The organism is Pedobacter sp. NO84 (genome assembly GCF_059703915.1).
Map to the genome: position 1 here is coordinate 2,444,884 of NZ_AP046575.1, position 26,073 is coordinate 2,470,956.

Annotated in this window: 24 protein-coding genes; 14 read left to right on the plus strand and 10 right to left on the minus strand. The window is 37.8% G+C overall.

Annotated elements, in window-relative coordinates; translation table 11 throughout:
* The first annotated feature begins 12 nt into the window (after positions 1 to 12).
* Both AC6H0V_RS10565 and AC6H0V_RS10570 read left to right on the plus strand, forming a co-directional pair.
* Positions 13 to 501 (plus strand): ABC transporter ATPase, encoded by a 489-nt coding sequence (locus AC6H0V_RS10565; protein ID WP_497560148.1) that lies wholly within the window; start codon positions 13 to 15, stop codon positions 499 to 501.
* A gap of 143 nt (positions 502 to 644) precedes the next feature.
* The gene (locus AC6H0V_RS10570; RefSeq protein ID WP_497560149.1) at positions 645 to 3,068 is read left to right on the plus strand and encodes an AsmA family protein; all 2,424 of its coding nucleotides are present in this window, start codon (positions 645 to 647) and stop codon (positions 3,066 to 3,068) included.
* 83 nt (positions 3,069 to 3,151) lie between these two features.
* Here the strand turns inward: AC6H0V_RS10570 and mtgA are convergent, their stop codons facing one another.
* Positions 3,152 to 3,877: a monofunctional biosynthetic peptidoglycan transglycosylase gene (mtgA, locus tag AC6H0V_RS10575; RefSeq protein WP_497560150.1), complete on the minus strand. Its 726-nt coding sequence runs from the start codon at positions 3,875 to 3,877 to the stop codon at positions 3,152 to 3,154.
* Between the two features lie 85 nt (positions 3,878 to 3,962).
* Here mtgA and AC6H0V_RS10580 point away from each other — a divergent pair, with 85 nt between their 5' ends.
* Positions 3,963 to 4,364 (plus strand): DUF1801 domain-containing protein, encoded by a 402-nt coding sequence (locus AC6H0V_RS10580; RefSeq protein ID WP_497560151.1) that lies wholly within the window; start codon positions 3,963 to 3,965, stop codon positions 4,362 to 4,364.
* A 226-nt stretch (positions 4,365 to 4,590) separates the two neighbouring features.
* Here AC6H0V_RS10580 and rplI read toward each other — a convergent pair whose 3' ends face one another.
* The 5 genes from rplI to AC6H0V_RS10605 form a co-directional block, all read right to left on the minus strand.
* Positions 4,591 to 5,034 carry a 50S ribosomal protein L9 gene (gene rplI / locus AC6H0V_RS10585; RefSeq protein ID WP_497560152.1) on the minus strand — a complete coding sequence of 148 codons (444 nt, stop codon included), beginning with the start codon at positions 5,032 to 5,034 and terminating at the stop codon, positions 4,591 to 4,593.
* Positions 5,035 to 5,043: 9 nt separating this feature from the next.
* The gene (gene rpsR, locus AC6H0V_RS10590; protein ID WP_055132310.1) at positions 5,044 to 5,307 is read right to left on the minus strand and encodes a 30S ribosomal protein S18; all 264 of its coding nucleotides are present in this window, start codon (positions 5,305 to 5,307) and stop codon (positions 5,044 to 5,046) included.
* Positions 5,307 to 5,669, minus strand: a complete 363-nt coding sequence (gene rpsF, locus AC6H0V_RS10595; RefSeq protein ID WP_497560153.1) for a 30S ribosomal protein S6 — start codon at positions 5,667 to 5,669, stop codon at positions 5,307 to 5,309. Before rpsF ends, rpsR begins: the two co-directional genes overlap by 1 nt.
* A gap of 131 nt (positions 5,670 to 5,800) precedes the next feature.
* Positions 5,801 to 6,544, minus strand: a complete 744-nt coding sequence (locus AC6H0V_RS10600) for a hypothetical protein (protein WP_497560154.1) — start codon at positions 6,542 to 6,544, stop codon at positions 5,801 to 5,803.
* A gap of 136 nt (positions 6,545 to 6,680) precedes the next feature.
* Positions 6,681 to 7,268 carry a hypothetical protein gene (locus AC6H0V_RS10605; protein WP_497560155.1) on the minus strand — a complete coding sequence of 196 codons (588 nt, stop codon included), beginning with the start codon at positions 7,266 to 7,268 and terminating at the stop codon, positions 6,681 to 6,683.
* A gap of 167 nt (positions 7,269 to 7,435) precedes the next feature.
* Between AC6H0V_RS10605 and AC6H0V_RS10610 the strand changes: the two genes are divergently transcribed.
* Complete coding sequence (locus AC6H0V_RS10610) at positions 7,436 to 8,308, plus strand: AraC family transcriptional regulator (RefSeq protein WP_497560156.1); 873 nt, start codon at positions 7,436 to 7,438, stop codon at positions 8,306 to 8,308.
* Between the two features lie 591 nt (positions 8,309 to 8,899).
* A complete protein-coding gene (locus tag AC6H0V_RS10615; protein ID WP_497560157.1) occupies positions 8,900 to 10,810 on the plus strand; it encodes a DNA polymerase III subunit gamma/tau in 1,911 nt (636 codons plus the stop codon).
* 58 nt (positions 10,811 to 10,868) lie between these two features.
* On the opposite strand, the gene AC6H0V_RS10620 is transcribed toward AC6H0V_RS10615, so the two are convergent.
* Together AC6H0V_RS10620 and AC6H0V_RS10625 are read right to left on the minus strand one after the other, a co-directional pair.
* A complete protein-coding gene (locus AC6H0V_RS10620; protein ID WP_497560158.1) occupies positions 10,869 to 11,279 on the minus strand; it encodes a hypothetical protein in 411 nt (136 codons plus the stop codon).
* A gap of 414 nt (positions 11,280 to 11,693) precedes the next feature.
* Positions 11,694 to 13,913 carry an NADP-dependent isocitrate dehydrogenase gene (locus AC6H0V_RS10625; RefSeq protein ID WP_497560159.1) on the minus strand — a complete coding sequence of 740 codons (2,220 nt, stop codon included), beginning with the start codon at positions 13,911 to 13,913 and terminating at the stop codon, positions 11,694 to 11,696.
* A 324-nt stretch (positions 13,914 to 14,237) separates the two neighbouring features.
* On the opposite strand from AC6H0V_RS10625, the gene AC6H0V_RS10630 reads away from it, so the two are divergent.
* The 5 genes from AC6H0V_RS10630 (at position 14,238) to AC6H0V_RS10650 (ending at position 20,249) form a co-directional block, all read left to right on the plus strand.
* Complete coding sequence (locus AC6H0V_RS10630; protein ID WP_497560160.1) at positions 14,238 to 14,951, plus strand: DUF3667 domain-containing protein; 714 nt, start codon at positions 14,238 to 14,240, stop codon at positions 14,949 to 14,951.
* 3 nt (positions 14,952 to 14,954) lie between these two features.
* A complete protein-coding gene (locus tag AC6H0V_RS10635; protein WP_497560161.1) occupies positions 14,955 to 15,464 on the plus strand; it encodes a GNAT family N-acetyltransferase in 510 nt (169 codons plus the stop codon).
* A gap of 168 nt (positions 15,465 to 15,632) precedes the next feature.
* A complete protein-coding gene (locus tag AC6H0V_RS10640) occupies positions 15,633 to 16,736 on the plus strand; it encodes a tetratricopeptide repeat protein (protein ID WP_497560162.1) in 1,104 nt (367 codons plus the stop codon).
* Between the two features lie 108 nt (positions 16,737 to 16,844).
* Entirely contained in the window at positions 16,845 to 18,167 is a 1,323-nt protein-coding gene (locus AC6H0V_RS10645; protein WP_497560163.1) for a PQQ-dependent sugar dehydrogenase, read from the plus strand.
* 21 nt (positions 18,168 to 18,188) lie between these two features.
* Entirely contained in the window at positions 18,189 to 20,249 is a 2,061-nt protein-coding gene (locus AC6H0V_RS10650) for a TonB-dependent receptor (RefSeq protein ID WP_497560164.1), read from the plus strand.
* 1,641 nt (positions 20,250 to 21,890) lie between these two features.
* On the opposite strand, the gene AC6H0V_RS10655 is transcribed toward AC6H0V_RS10650, so the two are convergent.
* Positions 21,891 to 22,241, minus strand: coding sequence for a single-stranded DNA-binding protein (locus tag AC6H0V_RS10655; protein ID WP_497560165.1), 351 nt, complete (start codon positions 22,239 to 22,241; stop codon positions 21,891 to 21,893).
* Between the two features lie 231 nt (positions 22,242 to 22,472).
* Here AC6H0V_RS10655 and AC6H0V_RS10660 point away from each other — a divergent pair, with 231 nt between their 5' ends.
* The gene (locus AC6H0V_RS10660; RefSeq protein ID WP_497560166.1) at positions 22,473 to 22,829 is read left to right on the plus strand and encodes a hypothetical protein; all 357 of its coding nucleotides are present in this window, start codon (positions 22,473 to 22,475) and stop codon (positions 22,827 to 22,829) included.
* Positions 22,830 to 22,849: 20 nt separating this feature from the next.
* Here the strand turns inward: AC6H0V_RS10660 and AC6H0V_RS10665 are convergent, their stop codons facing one another.
* Complete coding sequence (locus AC6H0V_RS10665; RefSeq protein ID WP_497563377.1) at positions 22,850 to 22,978, minus strand: SymE family type I addiction module toxin; 129 nt, start codon at positions 22,976 to 22,978, stop codon at positions 22,850 to 22,852.
* 446 nt (positions 22,979 to 23,424) lie between these two features.
* On the opposite strand from AC6H0V_RS10665, the gene AC6H0V_RS10670 reads away from it, so the two are divergent.
* From AC6H0V_RS10670 to AC6H0V_RS10680, 3 genes are all read left to right on the plus strand, one after another.
* A complete protein-coding gene (locus AC6H0V_RS10670) occupies positions 23,425 to 24,873 on the plus strand; it encodes a hypothetical protein (RefSeq protein ID WP_497560167.1) in 1,449 nt (482 codons plus the stop codon).
* Positions 24,874 to 24,966: 93 nt separating this feature from the next.
* Positions 24,967 to 25,392 carry a hypothetical protein gene (locus tag AC6H0V_RS10675; protein ID WP_497560168.1) on the plus strand — a complete coding sequence of 142 codons (426 nt, stop codon included), beginning with the start codon at positions 24,967 to 24,969 and terminating at the stop codon, positions 25,390 to 25,392.
* A 265-nt stretch (positions 25,393 to 25,657) separates the two neighbouring features.
* A complete protein-coding gene (locus AC6H0V_RS10680; protein ID WP_497560169.1) occupies positions 25,658 to 25,906 on the plus strand; it encodes a hypothetical protein in 249 nt (82 codons plus the stop codon).
* Positions 25,907 to 26,073: the final 167 nt, after the last annotated feature.

Sequence of the window (26,073 nt, forward strand, 5' to 3'; positions counted from 1 at the left end):
ATAAATTTGATTATGATTTTTTCTCCACATTCTAAAGTTTGGATCTACCAAAGCAACCGTCGTTTTACAGCAACAGAAGCTGAAGAAATTCAACAGAAACTGGATGCCTTTACCGCACAATGGACAGCTCATGGTCATCAATTAAAAGCAAAAGCCGAACTCCCTTACCATTTTTTTATTGTGCTGATTGTGGATCAGGAATCTGCATCGGCAACAGGTTGTTCGATAGATTCGTCCGTTAGGATAATCAAGGAAATTGAGCAGGAATATGGAGTTGACTTGTTCGATCGCTTTAATATGGCCTATAAAATAGATGATGAGGTTCATGTAAATACGAAAGAAGATTTTGAGACCCTGATCAGCATTAAAAAAATTACCCCACAAACTATAGTATTCAACAATCTTGTGCAAACCCTCGAAGAATATCAGCAGAAATGGGAAGTGCCAATTGAAAATAGTTGGCATAAAATGATTTTTGCCGAACAGTTAGCAGTTCAATAGTTCACTTGTTCAATAGTTCACTTGTTCATTAGGCAGGATGCATAGGCGACATGCACAAATGAACCAATGAACCAATGAACCAATGAACCGTTAAACATAAGTCCATTTTAATTGTTATCTTCATAACACACAAAATGCATCCTATGTCTCGCTGGCTCAAAATTTCTCTTAAAATCCTATCCGGAATTTTCGTCCTGATTGTACTGGTGTGGTTGGGTGCTGCGTATTACATCAACCATAACAATAAGGCTATCTTAGGAACCATTCTTAAGCAATTAAATGCCAATGTAAACGGGAAAGTTACCGTTGGAAGCATGGAGACCACTCTTTTAAGAGGTTTTCCGGGTGTATCTGTTTCGCTTAAAAAAGTAGAACTGAAAGATAGTTTGTACGAAAGCCACAAGCATCAACTATTAAACGCCGGTGATATTGAGGTTTCCCTAAATGTTTTTTCCCTCATTGCTGGCGACGTGAATATCAACAAAATAACCATCAATCATGCTAATATCTATATCTATACCGATAGTGCGGGATATAGCAACACAAGCATGTTTAAATCAAAAGATAAGGATAAGCCCAAATCCAAATCGGCAGAAAAGGCTTTTGAGATTAAAAGGGTTGATTTTAATCAGGTAGACCTGATCGTAGACAATCAGCGAAGATTTAAGTTATTTCATTTCCTGATTGATGAACTAAAAGGAAAAATCGACTATCCAGATTCGGGATGGAATGGTAATATTAAATTGAAAACCATAGTTAAAAACTTTGCTTTTAATACAAAAAAAGGGAGTTTCTTAAAAGATAAAACACTTGAAGGGACATTAGTTGCGCATTATAACAATACATCAAAAGCTGTAACCATTGATCAAGAGCCATTAAATATTGGTGATGATAAATTTATCATCGGTGCTAAGATTGATCTTGCAAAGAACGAATCCGCATTTGCAATAAATGTAAGGGCTGATGAAATCCTATATAAAAACATCGCCCTGCTATTATCTCCAAATATTTCTTCAAAATTATTAAAATTTAGTATCGCAGAACCTATTGGCGTGGTAGGACAGATAGTAGACAACGGGAACAAAAAAGAAAGGGATCCGCTGATCAACGTTAGGATGAACGTTAAGGACAATACGGTTAACATCCCCTCTGGGCAATTAACGAAATGCAATTTCACGGGAACATTTACCAACAAAGACACCGCTAGCAAAGCCATAGGCGATGAAAATTCGGCAATCAAGTTTTATGCGCTCTCTGCCGATTACTACAATGCACCCATTAAAATAGACACATTTACCATCGCCAATTTAGCTAGACCATTAGCAGCTGGCTTTGTTACGGCACAGTTTCCATTAGAAAAATTGAACAGTTCGATAGGAGGTTCTACCTTCAATTTTAAAAATGGCACAGCCGATTTGAGGCTTTACTGTAAAGCTGATATTGATAATTTTAGATTCACACGGCCAGTACTTTCGGGAAATGTAGTCATCAAAAATGCGGATATCACCTATATTCCAAGGAACATGAAACTGGTAAACAGTTCATTGACCCTAAACTTTAATCAAAAAGACTTAAATATAACCAATAGTAGATTTCAGATCGGGAAAAGTGTATTAAATATGAACTGTTCTATTCAGAATTTTCTCAACTTCTATTATACAGACCCAAGTAAGATCTTGGTAAATCTTAATATGAGCAGTCCACAGCTAAATCTGGGCGAATTTATTGGCTTTTTAGGTCAGCGAAAAATCGTTAAGAAAACCATTCCCGAAAAAAATGCGGTTAAAGAGGTTACAGACCAGCTAAGTACGGTGTTAGCCGCTGCAAAGGTTCAAATCAACCTTAAGGTTAATCAGGCCATTTACAATAGATTTGTGGCCACCAATCTCAGCGCCAACATTTCGCTATTGAACGATGGAATTTACTTTAACAAAATAAATGTGAGCCATGCGGGCGGAAACCTGAGCCTCAGTGGGAATATAAAGCAATCTGGGGCGGTTAATAAGTTTACCATTAATTCTGTAATCAGTAGGGTAAATGTGAAGGAATTCTTTTATGCTTTTGAAAATTTCGGACAAACGTCCATCACCAACCAAAACATAAAAGGGTATTTGTCTGCCAAAGTAAATGCTTCTGGGAGCATGACCGATAAAGGCCATATCGTTTCTAGGGCTATGTATGGGGAGGTTATTTTTAACCTTAGCAATGCGGCGCTCATCGGATTTGAACCACTTCAAAAAGTTCAAAAACTGGCTTTTGCCAATCGAGATTTTTCTAACATTGCCATCGACAAACTAGATGGAACGTTTACCTTAATGGGCGATAAAATTGCCATTAGCCCAATGCAGGTAAACACTAGCGTGCTAAATTTTAACATGACAGGCATTTATGGGGTAAATGATGGCACCAACATCGCGATGGATATTCCGCTTAGAAATCCAAAAAAAGATGAAAACGCTGATAAGGAAGAAAAAAAATTAGCGCGGATGAAAGGTATAGTACTCCATTTAAAAGCAGTAGACGAAGAAGGAAAGCTGAAGATTAAGTGGAATAAGGAACATGAGTAAGAGTAAAATGTAAAATGGACCCAACCATCTTCCCTCTTCCGTCTTCCCTCTTACATCTTCCCTCTTACATCTTACATCTTACATCAAAAATCTAACGGTCCCAACCTTCTCATATTCTTTAAGATCAGATATTGTTTGTGCCTGATATAACTGGTGGGCCTTTTCGGTGTCCATCTACGTGGGTTGGGAAAACAGGCTGCGATTAATGAGGCTTCACTTTTTGTTAAGTTGCTGCATGATTTACCGTAATAAGTCTGTGAGGCTGCTTCGGCACCATAAATTCCATCTCCCATCTCTATCTCATTTAAATATACTTCAAGAATTCTTTCTTTGCTCCAAAGTAATTCGATCAATAACGTAAAATAAGCTTCAAAACCTTTGCGTATAAATGATCTTCCAGGCCAAAGAAATACATTTTTTGCGGTTTGTTGCGAAATAGTGCTTCCACCCGTGATCTTTTTTCCCTTCGCGTTACTGGCATAGGCTTTTTCAATTGCTTTGATATCAAAACCCATATGATTTAAAAAAGAAGCATCTTCGGCTGATACCGCAGCACGTTTCATGTTATCGGAAATATCCTCAAAATTTACCCACTTCTTCATCATTTTATGGGGCTTATCAGCAGCGCTACGTTCCCAATTACGCTGTATCATTAACAAGGTAATGGGTGGATTTATAAATCGATAGGCAAGAACCCAAATTACACTAACTAATATAAACCAAAGAATAACTTTGCCCGCCGCTATGGCAAAGCGTTTTAACCTTGATGGTTTTGCGCTAGCAGTACTTTTCCCTTTTATTTTGGCCATTTGACAAAGGTAAATAAAAAGGATAAGTAAGTATTTATGTATAGCTGATTTCTTATTTTAGATGATTAAAGAAATCCACAGTTCAATGGCAAAATCAAAATTAAACGACACGGCACAGGTTGAGGAATTGATTTCTGGCTTAGATTCACCTGTAAAAGAAACCATTGTCTATTTAAGGGAACTCATTTTAAAAACTGACCCATTAATTGCCGAGGAAGTGAAGTGGAATAGTGCAAGTTTCTATTATACTGGCGTGATGAAGCCTTTCGATCCAAAAACTTACAAAAGAGACATTGTAGTCTGTAATGTTCACCGTGGTAAGATTATGCTAGTTTTCCCCACGGGTTCAAAAGTAAGCGATAACTTAAAAGGAAAAGATTATCCTGATGGGAGAAAGATTATCACAATAGAGGATCTAACTGATTTAAAAGCGAAGGAGAAAGATCTACAACAGGTGATTAGAGAGTGGTTGAGGATGGTAGAATAAACTAATAATTTCAATCTATGTAACATCTGACCTCCCCTTGTCGTCTTTGCGAGCTTTTCGCGAAGCAATCTCCTTGCTGCCGAATAAGCCGGGAAGGAGGTTGCTTCGTCCCGATGAAGGATCCGGACTCACAAAACCGCACAAAAAAACCCTCCTTGAAAATTCAAGAAGGGTTTGTATTTTAATTTAATGTTAACCCTTCGACTAGGCTCAGGGTGACAACTTATTATTCTGCTACTACTTCGAAAGGAACTTTAACTTTCACTTCTTTGTGCAAGTTTAAGTTAGCGATATACTCGCCAACCATTTTAGGTTCAGTTTCGAAAGTAATACGACGACGATCTACTTCAAAGCCTTTAGCTTTTAAAGCATCAGCAATCATAATGGTATTTACAGCACCAAAAATCTTACCTGATTCGCCTGCTTTAGCACCAATGCTCAATTTAACATCAGTTAAACGTTCAGCAATGCCTTCAGCATCTTTCTTAATTTTATCTTGTTTAAAAGCTGCTTGCTTTAAGTTTTCTGCCAATACTTTTTTTGCAGATGGCGTAGCTAATTGTCCAAAACCTTGAGGAATTAGATAATTACGACCATAACCTGGTTTTACTGTAACGATATCGTCTTTTTCACCTAGTGATTTGATATCCTGTTTTAAAATAATTTCCATTTCCTGCGCTTATTTTAATTGGTCGGTAACGAAAGGCAACAAACCGATGTGGCGGGCACGTTTAACCGCTTGGGCCACTTTACGTTGAAATTTCAATGAAGTACCAGTTAAACGGCGAGGTAAAATTTTACCTTGATCATTGATGAATTTTAACAGGAAGTTTGCGTCTTTGTAATCAATATATTTGATTCCGTTTTTTCTGAAACGGCAATATTTCTTTCTGTTATCGTCCACTTTTGGAGCGGTAACATATTGTATTTGATCTTTTGCCATTATGCTGCAGCCTCCTCTTTCTTAGGTTTTTTGTTAAAAGCACCGCTGCGTTTTTTCTCGCTATAAGCAATCGCATGGCGATCTAATCTTACAGTTAAGAAACGTAAAACACGCTCGTCGCGTTTTAATTCTAGCTCTAACTTGTTAATTAATTCCCCTTCAGATTTGTATTCTGTAAGGTGGAAAAATCCGCTTGCTTTCTTTTCAATCGGATACGCTAATTTTCTCAAACCCCAACTGTCTTCTGCGACAATTTCGGCTCCGTTATCAGTAATGATCTTTTTGAATTTGGCTAATGCCTCTTTCGCAACATCTTCTGATAACAATGGGGTAAGAACGATAACAGTTTCGTACTGATTCATTGTTGTTTTTTAATTGATTAATAATTTATTTTCCGCTATTAAAACGGGATGCAAATGTAGTTAGAATAATCATTAAATCAAAGAGTTGAGAGGAAAAAATTAGCTAATTCACCAATTAGTTAATTAGCTAATTAAAATTGTTTAACCTTAACCCTATACCTTCCCTTAAAGTATTCTTGCATCTTGATCACTTCTTTTGATTTTTCGGTAAGCCAGAAAGTGGCGTAGCTATCTGTGGCATAATTAATTTTAAGCAACCAGCATTTTACTTTCGTATCCTGATTTAATTGCAGGTCTTCTTTGCCAATTACTTCGTATCGGTGATATTTAGGCTCTTTTTCATTTGGGTCGAAGAATGAAATATCAAACAGCTGCCCTACTTTTTTTATTGGCAATAAGGGATAGGTTTCTAGATCTAGCTCCCAGCTAATAATAGGTATGGTTAGGGCAACCTTTGGTCTCTTAACCGCCATATTATTCAGTACTGTATCTGATGGAAGCATAAAATCATCATGATAATCATACGCTAAGATACCACGACCTTTATAATTACCATTTCTGTAGATAGGGGCTAATGTTTTACGATTACAGATATTGAGAATAGTAGCATATAAAGTATCGTTGTGTAGCCACTTCCACTTAAATTCTACTACTGGCTGATTTTTGAAGGTGGTAAAAGCAGTGGTTCTTTGCCAAAGATCTCCAATAGTTCTCTTTCCGCTTGAATCTGTAAAGTAAACTAAGTAGTCTGTGGTGCCCTCCTTTAGGTTTTGAATAATCAATTTGTTGTTCTTGGCATTTATGGTATCAACCTGTGCCTGGGCTCCAAGTTGTAATGCCAGTAGCATTAAAGCTGTAGTTAGAAATCTTTTCATGTGGTTTAAGGTTATTTCAGCTTTAGACCGAGACAATCCTACTTAAGTTACAAGAAAAGGAAAGGGAGATATCCGATGGCACAAAAAAAGAGATCGCTTTATGGGCCATCTCTTTTATCAGCATTATTTAGGGAGTTTAGTTAAGTTGGAGGGTCTGAATGTACTCTTGATTATTAGTTCTTACAATAAATGTTAATTCTTTGGCATCAACCTTAGCCACATCAAATGTTTTTGTAAAGTTTGATTTGGCTAAAAAAGTTTTACTGTACAATTCATCATTTACAGCGCTCAAAATTTTAACTTCTACAGTTCCTTGGGGTGCATTTCCAAGATTAAGCGTAATCAATCCATTTTCTTTGGTGAATACCAGTTTCATTTTTTCAGTAATCAATGGCTTGGCTACAGTTGCTTTACCATTTTCAATTTGTAGTTGGTATTCGGTTATTTGCGAGTCTGATTCCAATTTCAGCAAATAGCTTCCGTCTGGAAAAGCTTCTAAATTATATGTTTTTGCTATGGGAGCCTTAGTGCGTATTTTCTGTGTGTACAACAATTCGTTGTCTGAACCAAAAATTGAAAAATCTAAATCTTGAGCTTGTTCAATGTAGAACGTAACAGCCTTATCGCTTTTAATTTTTAAGGAAATGTTTTCATCGTTAGCAAAAGTAATTGAAGAGCTAAGCAATATCATTGCTACGATACAAATTTTTAGGAAATTTTTCATGATGTAATTGTTTAAGAGTTAATGATTTACCGATAAGCAAAACTACCAGGGAATTTCACGCAAAACGTATTGACAATTCCCATATGTCTATGCAAAATTACCCTTTAAACTAATTTGTTTACGTTAATTTAACAATAAGGCATAGTATTTTGGCTACTTTTGGTTAAATGAAAAAAGCTAGTCCAAGTTTTGAGATTGTTGAACCTTCTTTTGGTAGTTCTTTTTACTATTCAAAATATCAGGAGAATGCGAACAACAAAGCTCACCTTTGGCATTACCATCCAGAAATTGAAATGGTCTTTGTAAATGGCGGAGCGGGAAAGCGGCAAATCGGCAGCCATGTTTCTTATTATGCCAATGGCGATCTAATTTTGATAGGCAGTAACTTGCCGCATTGTGGTTTTACTGATACCCATACGGGCAATAAAAATGAAACCGTGATCCAAATGAGACCGAATTTTCTCGGAAGTGGCTTTTTAGATCTACAAGAAATCAGTTTTATGGCGCAGCTATTCGACAAAGCAAAGGGAGGAATAGCTTTTGGCGAGGAAACAAAGCGTGCTGTAGGCAATAAAATTGAGCAGATGGAGAATCAACCGCCATTCGAAAGATTATTGTCGCTGATTAAAGTTTTAAAAACTCTAGAACAATCCAACGACTATAAGATCTTAAATGCAACTGGGTTTTCAATGGAAATGCAGGTTCAGGATAATGATCGGATTAACATGATCTTTAACTACGTGAAGGATCACTTTTTAGAAGAGATTAGTTTGGCTGAAATTGCGTCCCTTTCGAGCATGACGATACCCTCATTTTGCAGGTATTTCAAAAAAATTACGAAAAAAACGTTTACAAGATTTGTAAATGAATATCGATTGGTACATGCTGTTAAGCTTTTAGCAGAAAAACAAATGAGTATTTCGAACATTTGCTATGAAAGCGGATTTAATAACTTTAGTCACTTTAACACGCTGTTTAAAGAATTTACTGGTAAAAGTGCTTCACAATACAGGAAAGAATTGAAAACGATTATGAAGTAGTTGGAGTTGGGAGATGGGAGTTTTAACCCAAAGACGCGGAGTATTTCGCGGATGGTATAAAAAGTTTACCGCGAAGGTCGCAAAGAATGCAAAGCCATAAGTTCCTAATAGGACTAATTAATCTTAGATGTAATAAGATGTCTAACCTGCCTGCCGGCAGGCAGGGATGGTGAAAAAATTAACGCTAAGATCGCAGAGAGGTACGCAGAGAACGCAAAGCCATAAGTTCCTAATGGGACTAATTAATCTTAGATGTAATAAGATGTCTAACCTGCCTGCCGGCAGGCAGGGATGGTGAAAAAATTAACGCAAAGACCGCAGAGAGGTACGCAGAGAACGCAAAGCCATATCTTTCTTATTTGCCTTAGGTTATAAATCTTAGATGGTCTAAGATGGTGAAAAAATAACTGCAAGGTCTCGATGGTCGCGAAGCCTTATACGTCTTATATAGTGAAAATGTTTACTTAGGTTCCTAAGGCATCTTAGATGGTGGAAAAATAAATTACTTAGGTTTCTAAGGTGGTGAAAGACTTTTCAACATTCTACCCTTCCCACATTTCAACCTCAACAAAAATTCCTATTTTCGTTGCGATGGAAAATTTTATTGTTTCAGCACGTAAATATCGTCCGGCTACGTTCGAAACCGTAGTGGGGCAACAGCATATTACGGGAACTTTAAAAAATGCCATTAAGAACAATCAACTTGCCCAAGCGTTTTTATTCTGCGGTCCGCGGGGCGTTGGCAAGACCACCTGTGCCAGGATCCTAGCAAAAACCATTAACTGCACGCAGCTTACGCCCCAATTAGAGGCCTGCGGTACTTGCGAGTCATGTGTTTCTTTCCAGACAGGTCATTCTTTCAATTTCCATGAACTAGATGCAGCTTCTAACAATTCGGTAGACGACATTAGGAGCTTGATTGAACAGGTTAGAATTCCTCCACAAGCAGGAAAATATAAAATCTACATCATAGATGAGGTTCACATGTTATCGGCAAATGCGTTCAATGCATTTTTGAAAACGCTAGAAGAACCCCCTTCCTATGCCATCTTTATTTTGGCGACCACCGAAAAACACAAGATTTTGCCAACCATTTTATCGCGTTGCCAGATTTTTGATTTTAACAGGATCCAGGTAGAAGATATTGCCAGCCATTTAAATACCATCGCTGTTCGTGAAAATATTTTGGTAGATAGTGATGGCTTGCACATCATCGCACAAAAAGCAGATGGCGGGTTGCGTGATGCACTTTCAATGTTCGACCAGATCGTAAGCTACACCAATAAAAATGTAACCTATAAATCGGTGATCGACAATCTGAACATCCTAGATTACGATTACTATTTTAAGCTAACAGACTACTTATGCAATGGCGAGGTGAGCAAAGCCCTGTTATTGTTTAACGAAATATTGAACAATGGATTTGATGGAAATAATTTTATCAATGGCCTTGCTAGTCACTTTAGAAATTTATTGGTTGGCAAAGATGCACAAACCATCCAATTGCTTGAAGTAAGCGAGAATATCAAACAAAAATACCTTTCGCAAAGCAAATCTACCGACTTAGGATTCTTATTAACGGCTTTGAACCTCGCCAATCAGTGCGATTTGGTGTATAAAAACAGCAAAAATCAACGGTTACAGGTTGAGCTTTCGTTGATAAAAATGTGCCATATCCCATCGGTGATCAAACTAGCTACACTTCCACATCAAACCGAAGCAACTGATTTAGATCAGGATAAAAAAAAAACAGTAATCCGAGCTGAAAGTGAAGAAGTCCGAAGCCCGATAGCTATCGGGGCCGAAAGTCCGAATAGTCCAGAAGTCCAAAAGTCCAAAAGTCAAGAGAATCCAGAAACTGAACACCATATTTCTACCGCAACTTTAGCTGATCTCAAAGATTTTATCGAAAAGGAAGAGCTTCAAGATTTACCGGATCATTTAGATATTCCCTTACCAACGATACCACCATCTGCCCCTGCCCCTTCTAGTAACATTCATACATCTTCTTCGGGCTCTATCAAGATCCAACCGGTTACAGGTAACTTAACATCCTTAATTCCATCTTTAACAGATCTGGAACGTGTGGCGGCGGGAGAGGAAGATAAAGGTCCGCAATATATTTCGGGTAACGAGAAACAAGATTTTACTCCTGAGCAATTTTTTGAACTGTGGAAAGTATATACACAGAAAGCGAACGATGAGGATAAAATCCATCTCTACACGCTGATGAATAATGATCCTATTTTAGAAGGAACGCAAATTACGGTATTGGTAGAAAATTCTGCTTTAGAAAGCACCCTACAAAATGAAAAAGTAGAATTGCTCAACTTTTTGCGTACGGCACTTAAGAATTTCGACCTTCAGATCGTTTCAAAAAGAGCAGAAAATACCCAACAAAAAAGAATTTATACCAATAAAGATAAATACGCTTACCTAGTTGATAAAAACCCCCAGCTCGATGATATGAGACGGAGGTTTAATTTGGATATTAATCCGTAAATTAGTCTTAAGTCAATAGTCCCAAGTCACTAGTCTGTTCAGACTAAGTACTACTGACTCAAGACTGAGGACTATCATTAATGGGATACCCTTCTTCATCTAAATCATCGCGATCATCTTCGGGGGTGCGTGCTAAAAGTTCGTCTTCTGGACTTAAAATTACACTTTCTCCATTGTCTAGATGCATTCCCATTTCTCCTAGACCTTCTTCTACCACTTCTTCCTTGTCGGCATACTCATCACCAACATACGGGTTCGCTTCATCAAAGGTCGAATTATCATCAACGGCCCCAGTGGCAACAGTGTCATAGGGCATCGGGTGATCGTAATCTGAATCTGCTTCCTTTACATCAAGTTCATAACTCTGTTTATCTTCATTAAAAGATAAATCATTAAAATCTTTGGTCTCTCCAAGATCACTTGGATGAAGTTTATCTGCAGCTTTATTGGAATTTGAATCTGTGCTCATAATATATCGGTTTATAAGAATAAAACGCTTGGGATTAAAGATTGTTTTTGGATAATTGATTACACCGATTTTTACGCTTCGCGGATGATTACACTGTCCCGATAGCTACCGGGAGAAAGATTACACAGATATCTTTAGGCATCTAAAACTGGCAATACTGGTAACTGCCAACCTTAATTACGCTTCGCGGATGATTAGCCCTATCCTGCTGGCAGGTGGTATTAAAAAGATTACATAAATAACTTCGTGAGAAAGACTTTAAAATGTGTCACACTGAGCGTAGTCGAAGTGGAAAAGAAACGATCGGATTAAATAAGGCTTCGACTACGCTCAGCCTGACACCTCAATGGATTCTTTAAACAAAATAGCCCATCTGCATAGCAAATGGGCTAAATTATTTATTAAATGAATAGATTACAATGATGCCAGTGTAGCATTTAGCGTTTCGCTTGGTCGCATTGCTTTAGTGGCTAGCTCATCATTTGGATGATAATAGCCTCCGATATGTTGTGGTTTACCTTGTGCACCAATTAACTCTTCAGAAATCTTATCTTCATTTTCAGTTAAAGCTTTTGCCAAAGGGGTAAACCTAGCTTTAAGTTCAGCATCTTTGTTTTGCGCTGCTAATGCTTCGGACCAGTAAAAAGCTAAATAAAAGTGTGACCCACGATTATCAATGGTTCCTAATTTTCTTCCGGGCGATTTGTCTGTTGCAAGGAACTTTGCATTAGCTTCATCCAGTGCATCAGCCAAAACCTGGGCTTTTGCATTTCCTTGGGTTTGCGAGAGGTGCTCTAACGAAGCTTGAAGCGCCAAAAACTCCCCTAACGAATCCCAACGTAGGTATCCTTCTTCGATAAATTGCTCTATATGCTTTGGTGCCGAACCTCCTGCTCCAGTTTCAAACAATCCACCTCCATTCATTAACGGAACAATAGAAAGCATTTTCGCAGACGTACCCAGTTCTAAGATGGGAAATAGATCGGTAAGGTAATCACGCAATACGTTTCCAGTTACCGAAATAGTATCCAAACCTTTGCGAATCCTTTCTAATGTAAACTTGGTAGCTTCAATTGGTGCGAGTATTCGAAGATCTAATCCACTGGTATCAAAATCAGCTAAGTACTTATTTACTTTGGCAATAATCTGACGATCATGTGCCCTTTTTTCATCTAACCAGAATACGGCTGGAGTGGCCGATAATCTAGCTCTATTTACGGCTAATTTTACCCAATCCTGGATTGGTGCATCTTTGGTTTGGCACATTCGGAAGATATCTCCCTTTTCTACGGCTTGATCAAAGAAAACATTACCGTTTGCATCGGTTACACGAACTGTGCCTTTATCTTTTGCTTGGAAAGTTTTATCGTGTGAGCCGTATTCTTCTGCCTTTTGGGCCATCAAGCCAACATTCGGCACTGAGCCCATCGTGCTCACGTCAAAGGCACCGTTTGCTTTACAATCATCTATTGTAGCAGTGTAAACGCCAGCATAACAACGATCCGGAATTAAGGCCGTGGTATCTTGAGGCTTACCTTCTTTGTTCCACATTTGACCTGAAGTACGGATCATAGCGGGCATAGAAGCATCAACAATTACATCTGAGGGAACATGCAGATTTGTAATCCCCTTATCAGAATTTACCATAGCAAGTGCTGGTCCATTTGCAATTGTATTGGCTAGATCAGCTTCAATTGCAGCTTGTTTTGGACTGCCAGCAATTTTCGCATATATATCACCTAAACCATTACTTGTATCTATGTTTAGTGCTTTAAATTCATCAGCATATTTTGCAAATACATCCGCAAAATAGACCTCTACAATTGCACCGAATATCAATGGATCGGAAACCTTCATCATCGTAGCTTTTAAATGTGCCGATAACAAGGTTCCCTCTGCTTTAGTGGCAGCTATTTCCTTAGCAACAAATGCTTTTAGTGCGGCTAAGCTTAACGCAGAGCAATCAATCACTTCGCCGGCTTTTAGTGGCGATAAGGTTTTGAGTTCTGTAGTAGTTCCATTTTCAGCAACAAATTCTATTTTAAACTGGCTGGCTTCATCTAGGGTGAGTGATTTCTCTGAACCGTAAAAATCGCCCTCGGTCATGCTCGATACTCGAGTTTTCGAATCGCTAGACCACCTGCCCATCGAATGTGGATTAACCTTTGCGTAATTTTTAACGGCTTTTGGAGCTCTACGATCTGAATTTCCTTCACGGAGTACCGGATTTACAGCAGAACCCAATACTTTTCCATATTTGGCTTTTATTGCTTTCTCTTCATCGCTCTGCGCATTATCAGGATAATTTGGCAAGGCATAACCTTGTGATTGTAATTCGCTTATAGCCCCTACCAATTGTGGTATAGAAGCTGATATATTTGGCAATTTGATGATATTTGCTTCAGGTGTAGTGGCCAATTGACCTAATTCTGTTAGTGCATCACCAATTTTTTGTTCGTCTTTTAAGTACTCTGGAAAGTTAGCTAAAATTCTTCCTGCCAGTGAGATATCTCTTGTTTCAACATCAATACCTGCTGATGCAGTAAAAGCCTGTACAATAGGTAATAGTGAATAGGTAGCTAGCATTGGCGCTTCATCTGTTTTGGTATAGATGATCTTTGAAGTAGTTGACATATAGGTAAGTTATATTATTATTACTGATGAGGTTGGAAGGTTGAACGTTAAAGGATGGAAGTTGAACATTGCAAATAAAACATTACAACTTAAAACATTAAGTCCAATCACGCCCATCCGGTTAAAATCGGTTAAAGATAAAATAATCAGATGGATTTTGTGACATTGAATTGTAGATTTGGCTTAATTGAACTATAAAAAAAGTTTAACCTACCAACGCTTAAATATATCCCCTTAAGGTAAACGGATATGCTTAAAGATTAATCTTGAGTTATCCGAAATATTTCTATTTTTGATTTAGATCTTTTAAATCCTGCATCAGGTATGTCCTACAGTATAACCGAGCACAATTGCAAACAATGCGGAAAAAATGGTTCTGGTAACTATTGCAACAATTGTGGCCAAGCTTACACGGTTAAAAGAATTACAATTTCCACTATCGTCCACGAGATTTTCCATTTCTTTTCGCATCTCGACAAAGGTATTTTATATACCTTAAGGCAACTGATCATCGCCCCTGGCAAGCCGCAGCTAGAATATATTGAAGGACATCGGGCAAAACACCAGAAACCCTTTTCGATGTTTTTCTTGTGCGCAACGATCTCTGCATTGATCTATTATTGGACAAATTTGGTTCTGTATAACCATTTTAAGGTAGGTGATGTAGAAAATGTTCAATTTTTTCATCAATACATGGTTATCTTAACCATTCTGATGTTGCCTATCTATACCCTGATCACCTATCTGTTTTTTATAAGATCAAAATTTAACTATGCAGAAATCTTTGTCCTTCTTTTATATAGTCTTTCCTTTCTTGTATTAATCTCTAGCCTCTTACAGCCACTCAAGTTTATGTTTTTAGAACTTAATACCGAGTATATCGAACTACCCATCATTTTATGCTACAATTGGTTTACGAATAAGAATTTCTTCCGCCATGAACCAAAGTGGGTGATTTTTGTAAAAACAATTCTGGCTTCCGCAGTTTGCTTTTTTCTTGCTGGTATAGTTAAGGAATTTTTAATTGATTTTATTTAGATCATGATTGAAAGCGAGCGATTAATACTAAAGCCTTTAACCTACAGCCAATTGATTAAATATATCAAAAATGATGATTCGTTGGAAGCTGAACTCAAATTAAATCCTACTTCAAAGGTTATTTCTCCTGAATTAAGAGAAGCATTGGAGGGAACGATTTTACCAAATGTTGCCGACGCTGGAAAAAATCATCTTTATAATACCTTGTGGACCATCATTTTGAAATCCGAAAGCCGAATGGTAGGCGACATTTGTTTTGTAGGCGAACCCGATGAAAATGGAGAAATAGAACTCGGATATGGCACTTATGAAGCTTTTAGAGGCATGGGCTACATGAAAGAAGCGGTGGCATGTTTGTTAGAATGGGTTAAATTCCAGGATAATGTTAAATATATTTTTGCACAAACAGCCAAGGATAATCCTGCTTCATTTGCGGTATTAATAAGAAATCAGTTTGAAAAAGTTGGGGAGGATGAAACGATATTTAATTGGAGATTAAAAATTAAAGAGTAGTCATGATCATAAAAACTAAAATTGAATCTTCAGCTTATATCCAGCTGATTTTTAAACTCGCTTTTATGGAATCACCTATTTATCGTGCATCTCTTAACTAGGGATTTAATTTTTAGAAGAGATTTTATTACCTAATGTTCAATTCATACCTTTTTTAACGCTATCATCATGACTAAAAGCCTAAATCTGATCTGCCTTTTTCTATTGGCAGGAAATCTTGCCATCGCGCAAACTAACAAAGAATTAGCAAAACAAAAGCTAAAAGAAGCCATTAAACTGGAAGATGAACAGGGCAAATACGACGAAGCACTCAAGCGGATTTTAGAAGCCCAACGATTAGATCCAGAAAATATCGATTATCCTTATGAACTGGCGTATACTTATGATGCCAAAAAAGAATATAAAAAAGCGATTGAGGTGTTAGAAAAATTATTAACCCACAAAGATGTTTATGATCAGGTTTATCAGGCATTAGGAAATGCCTATGATTATGATGGAAATAGCGAAAAGGCTATTGCTACCTATGAATTAGGATTAACAAAGTTTCCAAAATCAGGAGTTTTGTACACTGAGCTCGGTAATATGAATCTCAATAAAAAAGATTTCACCAACGCGGTTAAGTATTACGAAAAAGGAATTGAGATATCTCCAAAATCAACAGCCAATTATTATCGTGCCGCTAAAATATTTTTAGCGACCGAAAATGAGGTTTGGGGTTTACTATATGGTGAAATCTTCATGAACTTGGAACGAAATTCTAAACGTACAGAGGAGATAGGCAAATTGCTCTTCGACACCTATAAATCACAAATAACATTCAAGAACGATACCTCTTTAAACATATCACTCTATAAAAACGTGATGAGCTTGGATGATGTTAAAAACATGGCGAAGAAAGGCATCCCATTTGGCATGGCTTATGAAATGACCACTTCACTGGCAAGCATGAACTTAGCGCTTGCTAAAGGAGAGGACAGGGTGATACGCTTATCCAGCTTAAATTCACTGCGTTCTAACTTTCTTAAGTTTTACTATGAAAAAGGTTTCGAAAAAAAATATTCTAATGTCTTATTTGATTATCAAAAAGAAATAGAAAAACAAGGTCATCTAGAAGCGTATAACTATTGGATCTTGATGAAGGGCGATGAAAACGAATTTATTAAATGGAGGAGTTCCAACCAAGAAAAATGGGATAATTTCATTAAATGGTTCGGACCTAATCCATTAAAGCTAAGCGAAAGCCATTACTTTAGCAGAAACCAATATAATTAAATCATTGATTGCTATAAACGATATCCTTTATAGCAATATTATACATTAAGGGTTAATCTCCAAAACAACTCTATGTTTCGGCTGTTTAAAAAGCATAACTTCTTAATTATGAAAAATCAGCTTCTTAGTAGCTTAATTCTATCTTCTGCTCTCTTATTTGGTTGCCAAACCAATTCAAACGGTCAGCAGACCGCTCCAAAAATCAAAGTAAAAACTGGCAGTGGTAAAACCATCGAACTTCCCGCAGCTGATACAAAAGCAAGCAAAACTAATTTTAGTAAGGTAATACCTTGGCCAGAGGGTCAAATGCCTCTTGCACCCGCAGGTTTTACAGTAACCAAGTTTGCAGAAGGGATGAAAAGTCCGCGTAATATTGTGATTGCTCCAAATGGTGATGTGATTGTGGTGCTATCCAATTCGCAGCGAACCAAAGCAGAACAAGTGGTTAATGCAGTTACGGGCAAAGCAAGTTCAGAAGTACAGGGAAAAAGCGTAAATACAGTAATGCTTTTCAGAGATGCTGATAAAGATGGGAAACCCGAAATCGTGAGCACTTTTTTAACTGGATTAAACCAACCTTATGGCGCTGCATTTATTAATGACTCATTTTACGTGGCTAATACGGATGGGGTTTGGATGTATCCCTATCAAAACGGAGCTAAACAGATTACCGGATCGGGAAAGAAAATTTTAGACTTGCCAGCGGGTGGCTACAATAACCATTGGACAAGGAACCTGATTGTAAACGAAGCCAAAACAAAGATTTATGTAACTGTTGGATCAGGAAGTAATGTGGCAGAACATGGCATAGAAAATGAAAAAAGAAGGGCTAATATCTTAGAGATAAATCCGGATGGCAGTGGTGAAAGAATATTTGGAAGCGGGTTACGCAATCCGGTTGGGATGGCATGGGCACCAGGAACAAATGCTTTGTGGACTGCAGTGAATGAACGCGATGGTTTAGGTGATGATCTTGTGCCAGATTATATTACAAGTGTTAAAGATGGTGCCTTTTATGGCTGGCCTTATGCTTATTTTGGTCAAAATGAAGACCCGAGGTTAGCAGGACAAAATCCAGAACTGGTTAAAAATACGATAGTTCCCGATATTCCTGTTGGTGCACATACCGCCTCTTTAGGTCTAGCTTTCTACACTGCTAACAAATTTCCATCAACTTATCAGGGAGGGGTGTTTATTGGGCAACACGGTTCGTGGAACAGATCAGAATTATCTGGCTATAAGGTAGTTTTTATACCTTTTAAACAAGGTAAGATGAATGGCCAACCCCAAGATTTTTTAACTGGCTTTGTTGCTGATAAAGATGCAAGCAAAGTGTACGGAAGGCCAGTTGGCGTAGCTGTGGCACAAGATGGAAGTTTGTTGGTTGCTGATGACGTAAGCGGAATCATCTGGCGTGTTGCCGCAAAATAACTGGAGCTAAATAGATTTCATTTGAAAAAAGCCCTTGTTTTACTTTTTACAATGAGCTGGCTTGCGGTTTTTCCTCAAGTTAAGCAAATTGATTCGGTAAAGATGTTGAGTGAGGTTCAGGTAACCTTATACTCTCTCTTCCCGCGGGATTTGTCGCGAGCAACCAGCGCACAAAATCTCATTAATACCACCGACATTAAAAACCAACAGCAAAATTCGCTTGTTGGAATTGCGAATACGGCTCCTGGAGTGCGCATGGAAGAGCGTTCTCCAGGCAGCTATAGATTATCGTTGAGAGGAAGTTTGTTACGCTCGCCTTTTGGCATCAGAAATGTTAAAATATATCTCGATGAATTCCCCTTAACCGACGCCGGTGGAAATACCTATTTAAATCTAATCGATGCGGGATTGATCAATTCGATATTTATTTTAAAAGGTCCACAAGCAAGTATCTTTGGGGCCAATACCGGTGGGGCTATTTTGGTAAGCACCAATGATTATTTGAACAATTCAAACGAAATAGGTTTAACCGCGGGCTCTTATGGCTTATTTCATCAAACCGGAAAAGTTAATCGAACCGTTAAAGATTATAGTTTTAGTATCGCCGAAGGTTATCAACAAAGTGAAGGCTATCGGGAAAATAGTACGTTGAAACGAAAATATATCCAAACCTCACATCGCTGGCAATATAATGAAAGAGGATCCCTCACCGCTTTCGCTTTCTATAGCGATCTGGCCTACTTAACCCCAGGGGGCTTAACCGAAGCGCAACTTTTGGCTAATCCTAAATTGGCCAGGCCCGCTACACCAACGCTTCCAAGTGCCATAACACAACAAGCTGGGATTTATAATAAAACCTTTTTCGGCGGATTATCAACTAATTATGAATTAACCCAAGATCTCCAATTTGTACTTGCTGCATTTGGAAACCATACCGATTTTAGAAATCCTTTCATTACCAATTACGAAAAGCGCAAGGAAAACACGATGGGTGTGAGAAGCTTTATCAGCTATAGTAAAACTGATGGGCCAACTAGTAGTTACAATATAAATTTGGGAATGGAAAGTTCGCGCACCTCAACAGCTTTTCGAAATTATGGAAACGATAAAGGAACACCTTCTGCATTGCTGGCAAGTGATGATCTGGATGCCAAACAGGATTTCGCTTTTCTAAAGGTCAATGTTGATTTAAATAGTAAGTTAATACTTGAGCTAGGCACAAGCTTAAACTTCTTTGGATACAGGTATAAAAGTTATTTTCCCATAGCGATAGATAAGCAAAAAAGAAGTTTTAAGACTCAACTGATGCCCAAATTCGCCACTTCCTACCGTCTTATTCAAGGGCTTAACATCAGGGGTTCAATTGGCAAAGGTTACTCTCCCCCTACTATAGCCGAGGTCCGAGCTTCGGACAATACCATTAATAACGATCTTCAGGCAGAAGCTGGATGGAATTACGAAACCGGATTCAATTACCGCACAAGAAACAATAGGTTTACTGTTGATGGTGGATTATTTTATTTCCATCTAAAGAATGCCATTGTAAGAAGGTTAACCACAAACGATGCAGAGTATTTTGTAAATGCTGGCGGGACTAAGCAATTGGGCACCGAAATACAAACCTCATTATGGATACTAGAACCTCAGCAAAAAAAGCTTTTAGATGGAATAAAGGTGAGCAGCAGCTTAACCTATTACCACTTCAAATTTGAAGATTTTAAAAATGCTGCCCAAGATTACTCTGGAAACCGATTAACCGGTGTGCCCAACTACACTGTGGTGAGCAGTTTAGAATTAGTTTCAAAAACCAGACTTTTCTTATTCGCGCAGCATAATTATACATCGGCTATTCCATTAAATGATGCAAATTCAGTTTATGCAAAAAAATATCATTTGGTAGATTTAAAATTGGGTTTAAGACAACTACCTCTTGGCAGCACCACCATAGAATTCTCTGTTGGGGTTAACAATCTTTTTGATCAGGATTACAGTTTAGGAAATGATCTCAATGCGGCTAACAATAGGTATTATAATCCCTCGGCTAAACGGAATTATAGTGTGGGTTTCGGTGTTAGGTTGTAGCTGTTTTACCACCCCTGCCTACCGACAGGCAGGTAAGATGCCTCAAAAACCCAAGTAAACTATTTTTAACCGTCCCACCTGCCGAGCAGGTTAGAAATTTAGAACAGCTAAAATTTAAAACATATAAGACATATAAGGAATTATAAGGCCTATTTTTCTTCGTAACTTTGCGGTCTTCGCGGCCTTCGGGGAATTTTTCACCACCTTAGACACCTAAGAAGCAATCTACTTTTTCACCATCCTTGCCTGCCGGTGGACAGGTTAGCCATCCTATTGCTTTGCGTTTTTTTTCACCATCTTAGACATCTGAGACGGCTAAGTTTGTTAACCGTATAGTCTTTGCGGTTATTCTCACCATCCCTACCTGCTGAGGGGACAGGCTAGACATCTTAGTGCTTTTCTTTTTTTCACCATCTTAGACATCTTTGAACGGCTAAGTTTGTTAACCGTATTGTCTTTGCGGTTATTCTCACCATCCCTACCTGCTGAGGGGACAGGCTAGACATCTTAGTGCTTTTCTTTTTTTCACCATCTTAGACATCTTAGAACAGCTAAGTTTGTTAACCGTATAGTCTTTGCGGTTATTCTCACCATCCCTACCTGCTGAGGGGACAGGCGAGACATCTTAGTGCTTTTCTTTTTTGTTCACCATCTTAGACATCTTAGAACAGCTAAGTTTATTAACCCTATAGTCTTTGCGGTTATTCTCACCATCCCTACCTGCTGAGGGGACAGGCTAGACATCTTAGTGCTTTTCTTTTTTTTTCACCAGCTTAGACATCTTAGAACAGCTAAGTTTGTTAACCGTATAGTATTTGCGGCTATTCTCACCATCCCTAACTGCTGAGGGGACAGGCTAGACATCTTAGTGCTTTTCTTTTTTTCACCATCTTAGACATCTGAGAACGGCTAAGTTTGTTAACCGTATAGTCTTTGCGGCCGTTGCTACCTTTGCGGTTATTTTAATCACCCCTGCTTGCTGGTTAGGCAGGTTAGACATTTTAAAAAGTTAAAATTAAACATATAAGAGATATAAGGACTATAAGGTCCATTCGCTTCGTAGCTTAGCAATCTTCACGGCCTTTGCAGTTATTTTAACCACCTAAGAAACCTAAGAAAAATTGCTTTTCACCATCCCTTGCCTGCGGCGAGGCAGCTTAGACATCTTAGGACAGCTTAGTGTTTGCGTTCTTCGCTACCTTTGCGGCAATTGCGCTTAAACATTCACCAAGATGCCTCGGTGCTTTGCGTTCTTTGAGAAATCTTTTGCGGCCTTTGCGTTTAACACATTTACCCCTCCATGCCTCGCGACGAGACAGGTAAGATACCTCAGAAAAGTAAGATCTCAAGCATTGAGGAATTAAAGCTTTGCGATCTTCGCGACCTTTGTGGTTGATTTTTTAACCATCCTGCCTGCCGACGAGGAAGATAAGACATGTTAGAACAGCTAAAATTATTAACTATATAAGACATATAAGGAACTATAAGACCTCAGATTCCACTTGTATCCCCAAAAAACGGACCCTCTTGACGCGGTTAAACCGAAAACTGTCAACTGAAAATTGCTCAACCATTCTTACATACCTAACGGTTAGACTAACCATTAGGCACATAAAAATAGCTTGTAATAATCTCCTACTATTAAACAGTTGCTTCCAGTTCTTTCTTCGCGATGGTTACTTCGTTAACCACAATTTCTGTAGCGTAACGTTTTGTACCGTCTTTCGCTTCATAGTTGTTGGTTTGTAACTTACCCTCGATCGAAAACCGCGTTCCTTTTTTGATCTGCGTTTCAGCAATATCTGCTTTGGCATTCCAAAAGGTTAAAGTAAACCAATTCGTCTTTTTTACATCCTCCCCGGCTGAGTTGATGAAACTCTCGTGTACTGCTAAATTAACACGGGCCAATTTTAAACTGTCTGAGATCACTTTTACTTCCGCATCGTTGCCAGCAAAACCACTTAATAATACTTTGTTTACTACATTTTCCATAATCTTAAAAATTAGGTATCTAAATATTTAACGAACAGCAATCACCACGACTGCCGACAGAACAAAGGTGCATTGAACGGTAGAAATTAGTCGGATGTTAAACATATATATCCGAGTATAAACGAATAAGACTAATTAAACCTTTAAACGAACAAAAATGCCGTTTGAAGGCCCAAAATCTAAATCCATTCCGTGTAGCTTTAATCATTCTCACCAAGTCTAAAAAAACCTATGGAACGTTTATGCTTAGATTGCCAAAAGCAAGTAAATGGTCGCGCCGACAAAAAATTTTGCGATGATAATTGTCGCGCTAATTTTAACAATTCAAAAATCGCCAAAGAGCTGCGCTATCTGAAAAAGATCAACCAGATTCTTAAAAAAAACCGTAAGATTTTGAAAGAAGAAAGCGGAGAAAGAAAAATAAAAATCAAAAGAGCCCAATTGCTGAGAAGAGGATTTAGCTTTGACCACCATACCCATACCTACCTTACTAAAAATGGCTCCACCTATTTCTTTTGCTATGAATATGGGTACTTAAGTTTGGGTGAAACGGAGGTATTAATTGTTAAAAGGGAAGGAAAAGAATGAGGATAGCTACAGTTTTTTATTTAGGCTTTCTCAACTTCGATTATCAATTTTCCTTTCTTCGCTGAAATGACCAGGTATTGGCCGGCGTCAAAAAGCGGGCTCCTTAACCAGTGTCCAACCAATCGAATCTGTGGAACATAATCATAAATACTTTCTTCCTTTACCCAAGCTCTTGGATGAACAACTAAATGTAGTGAGACTTTAAGCCGACGTTCCCATCTACGAGTTTTAGTTTTCTTGGCTCACATGCACCGCATGTACAAGTTTGTAGATTGGAATTCTTGGATGATTTTTGCAGGGGGTATTGAACCTAACTCTTTTAGATTTTGGGACTTTCGCGTTTTTTTAAAACATTTAAACCCGCTAGCCGCAAGACTTTTCGAGGTCGAAAAGAAGCAGAACGTACTGCTTTTTGTAATGGATTTTGGTTCCGTATAACTTTTTCAATGTATAGCTATTTAGGATGTGACACATCTTTTCTATAAAAGCAAAGATGATATTTTGATATCCAAGGATTTGAACAATTGGTGGAAAAAATAAGATGTTATTTAAAATTTTCATAACTTCAATTAACCTAATATAACCTTAACGCCCTATGAAGTCTCTTCCATTACTATTTTTACTTTTGCCAGTTTTAATATCAATTTCTGCCAATGCTCAAGATATCATTGTTTTAAAAAATGGTGATGAGGTAAAAGCAAAAGTGACCGAAGTTTCTGTAAACGAAGTAAAGTATAAAAAATATAGTAATCTCGACGGGCCAAGTTATACGGAATTGAAAGCGAATGTCTTTATGATTAAGTACCAAAATGGCACAAATGATGTATTTAATACCTCCCCTGTATCTGCGCCTACACCTGCTCCTGTTGTAATTAACAGAGATGAAGAGAAAAAAAATTCAGCATTAGTAGTGTTAGAAAAGTATTTCAGTAATTTATTCAAAAGTACCGCACCTTATAAATATATTAGTTATAAAAAAGTAAACGGAGTTCTACTTAACGTAAACGGCCAATCCATTTATCAGATTGATTTCGATTTTACTATACAAGTACTTCGGGATATTTGGCTGAAGGGAAATTCACAGACAGGTTTTTGGAGTACGCGGTTCAGTTATTATGACACAAAACCTGACCTCTATGCGTCTGGTGAAAGATTTGTTTATGAAACTAAACTTATTCCCGCAAGATCTGTTTTTACATTTGGATGCACTGCAAAGTTTACAGATTCAGACAATGGATACGTTTTTAGCAATTATGATATCAAGACTATCACGGATAGGGGTGTCCAACTATTACAGAACCCGGTAAAAGTTTCTCCACCACCTCCTCCCCCTCCACCAATTGTAAATGAGGCTGTAGACTTTTCCAAGTTTAAAGGACTATTTTTTTATGATAATAAAAATTATGCTATAAAAATAGCAGATATCAAAATTGAAGATGAGCTAAACAACATTTCAGAATTCCAAAAGAAAACTCTTGAGGTCTTTTCGGCTACAAACAGATTATCCAACTCAACATTGACAGATGCCAATGAAAGTGTCGAATTAATTGTGAAGGCTAAAGTAGCCTATAAGGAAATGATTAGAAATGATGCACCTACATATTTTTCCAGTGCAGTTCTAAGTATTTCTCTAATTACTACAAAAGAAAAGAGCGTACTTTATACAAATAGTTACTCCATTTCAAACTATAGCATTTTATCTAAGGGATTTCCCACGAAAATCCAAGCAAACAGAGACCTAATATCATATTATATAAAAGACCCTATCCATCAATTCATAATAGGGAATTTTCCAATTAAAGGCGAAATTGTCGAAATCACCGAAAAAAACAAAAAAGGTGATGAAGCGAAATTTGTAAAGATAAACAGGGGCTCAAACGATGGGGTGAACCAAGGTTATGAATTTATTATAGATGAGCCTAACGTAGAGAATAGTAAGGGGGACCTGACTGTGAAAAGCGTTTTTGCCGACTATGCTTTATGCAAAGTAAATAATAATGAGAAGAAAATTATTGAATTACTGAGCCTTGGTAAAATTTATTAAGATAAAAACTAAATATAAAGCTGATTTGAAATGATGTGTCTTAATGAATGGCTCGAAAAAAAATAAATTGGACATTTGGTGCCTTCAAAAAAAATGAACACGCAAGAACAAATCAATGAGCTGATAAATAGCCAGCTGGAAACAAAACGCAGTGAAATGCAAGAATTGCATAATCTCATTCTTAAATTGATGCCTAACTGTAAACAATGGTATTTTGATGGTAAAAATAAAGATGGGAAACAAGTAGCTTACCCTACCATTGGTTATGGTAATTACACGATAACCTATAAAGACGGAAGCACTAGAGATTTTTTCAGGATCGGATTATTAGCTAATCCAACAGGTCTTGCAGTTCATATAATGGGCATTGATGACAGAAAATTCTTAATAGACACCTATGGAAAAACTATAGGTAAAGCTAAAGTTGGTAGTTATGGCATCACCTTTAAATCTATAACGGATATTAATTTAGAAGTTTTAAAAGAAGCAATACTAAACCGAGCTAAAACCAAGAATTGAAAATAGAAAATTAAGACAGTGTCAATCAACACTAAAGATTTTGCAACCTGAGGCAGCAAGCCGAAAGCTGCCCAGTAAATTGCTGGGATCCCGATAGCTATTGGGACATCTTCAACCAGTTATATTGCTTCGGAAATTAACGCAAGCCCACCAACGTCGGCAAGCCTCGGGGCGTTAGGGGTAATACTAATACCTTCAAATTGTTACTCTGCATTAACGCCCAAATTTGTATTTTAGCTTTACACACATTTAAATCTAAAAACATATGAAATTTCAGGTAGACATTAGATCAGTTTTGATCGGATTTTTTGGCGCAGCATTAATGATGGTGGCGTTCAGTTTTAAAAATGGTAATATAGAGGGAGATGGACGCTTCAGTACCTCCGTAACCGAGAGTGGGGTGATAATTTTAGATACGAGAACCGGAGCGTTCATCCTCAACAACGATTTTTATAACAGGGCTTGGAGAAAAGGTAATTTTAGTGATATCTACGGTGGTGCCAAAAGTAAATAAAACATGCCTTAACAATCGGCAAAGCTTTGGAAAAGTTTAATCGCAATTCTCTCTATTAAAAAAGGCCGATCTCTAAACAAGTCGGTCTTTTTACTTTTCGCATGTAATTCTGAAAAATCCTGGCTCCTTTGAGTTTAAAAAAAGACGGGCTTCGGGATCTCCAGGCC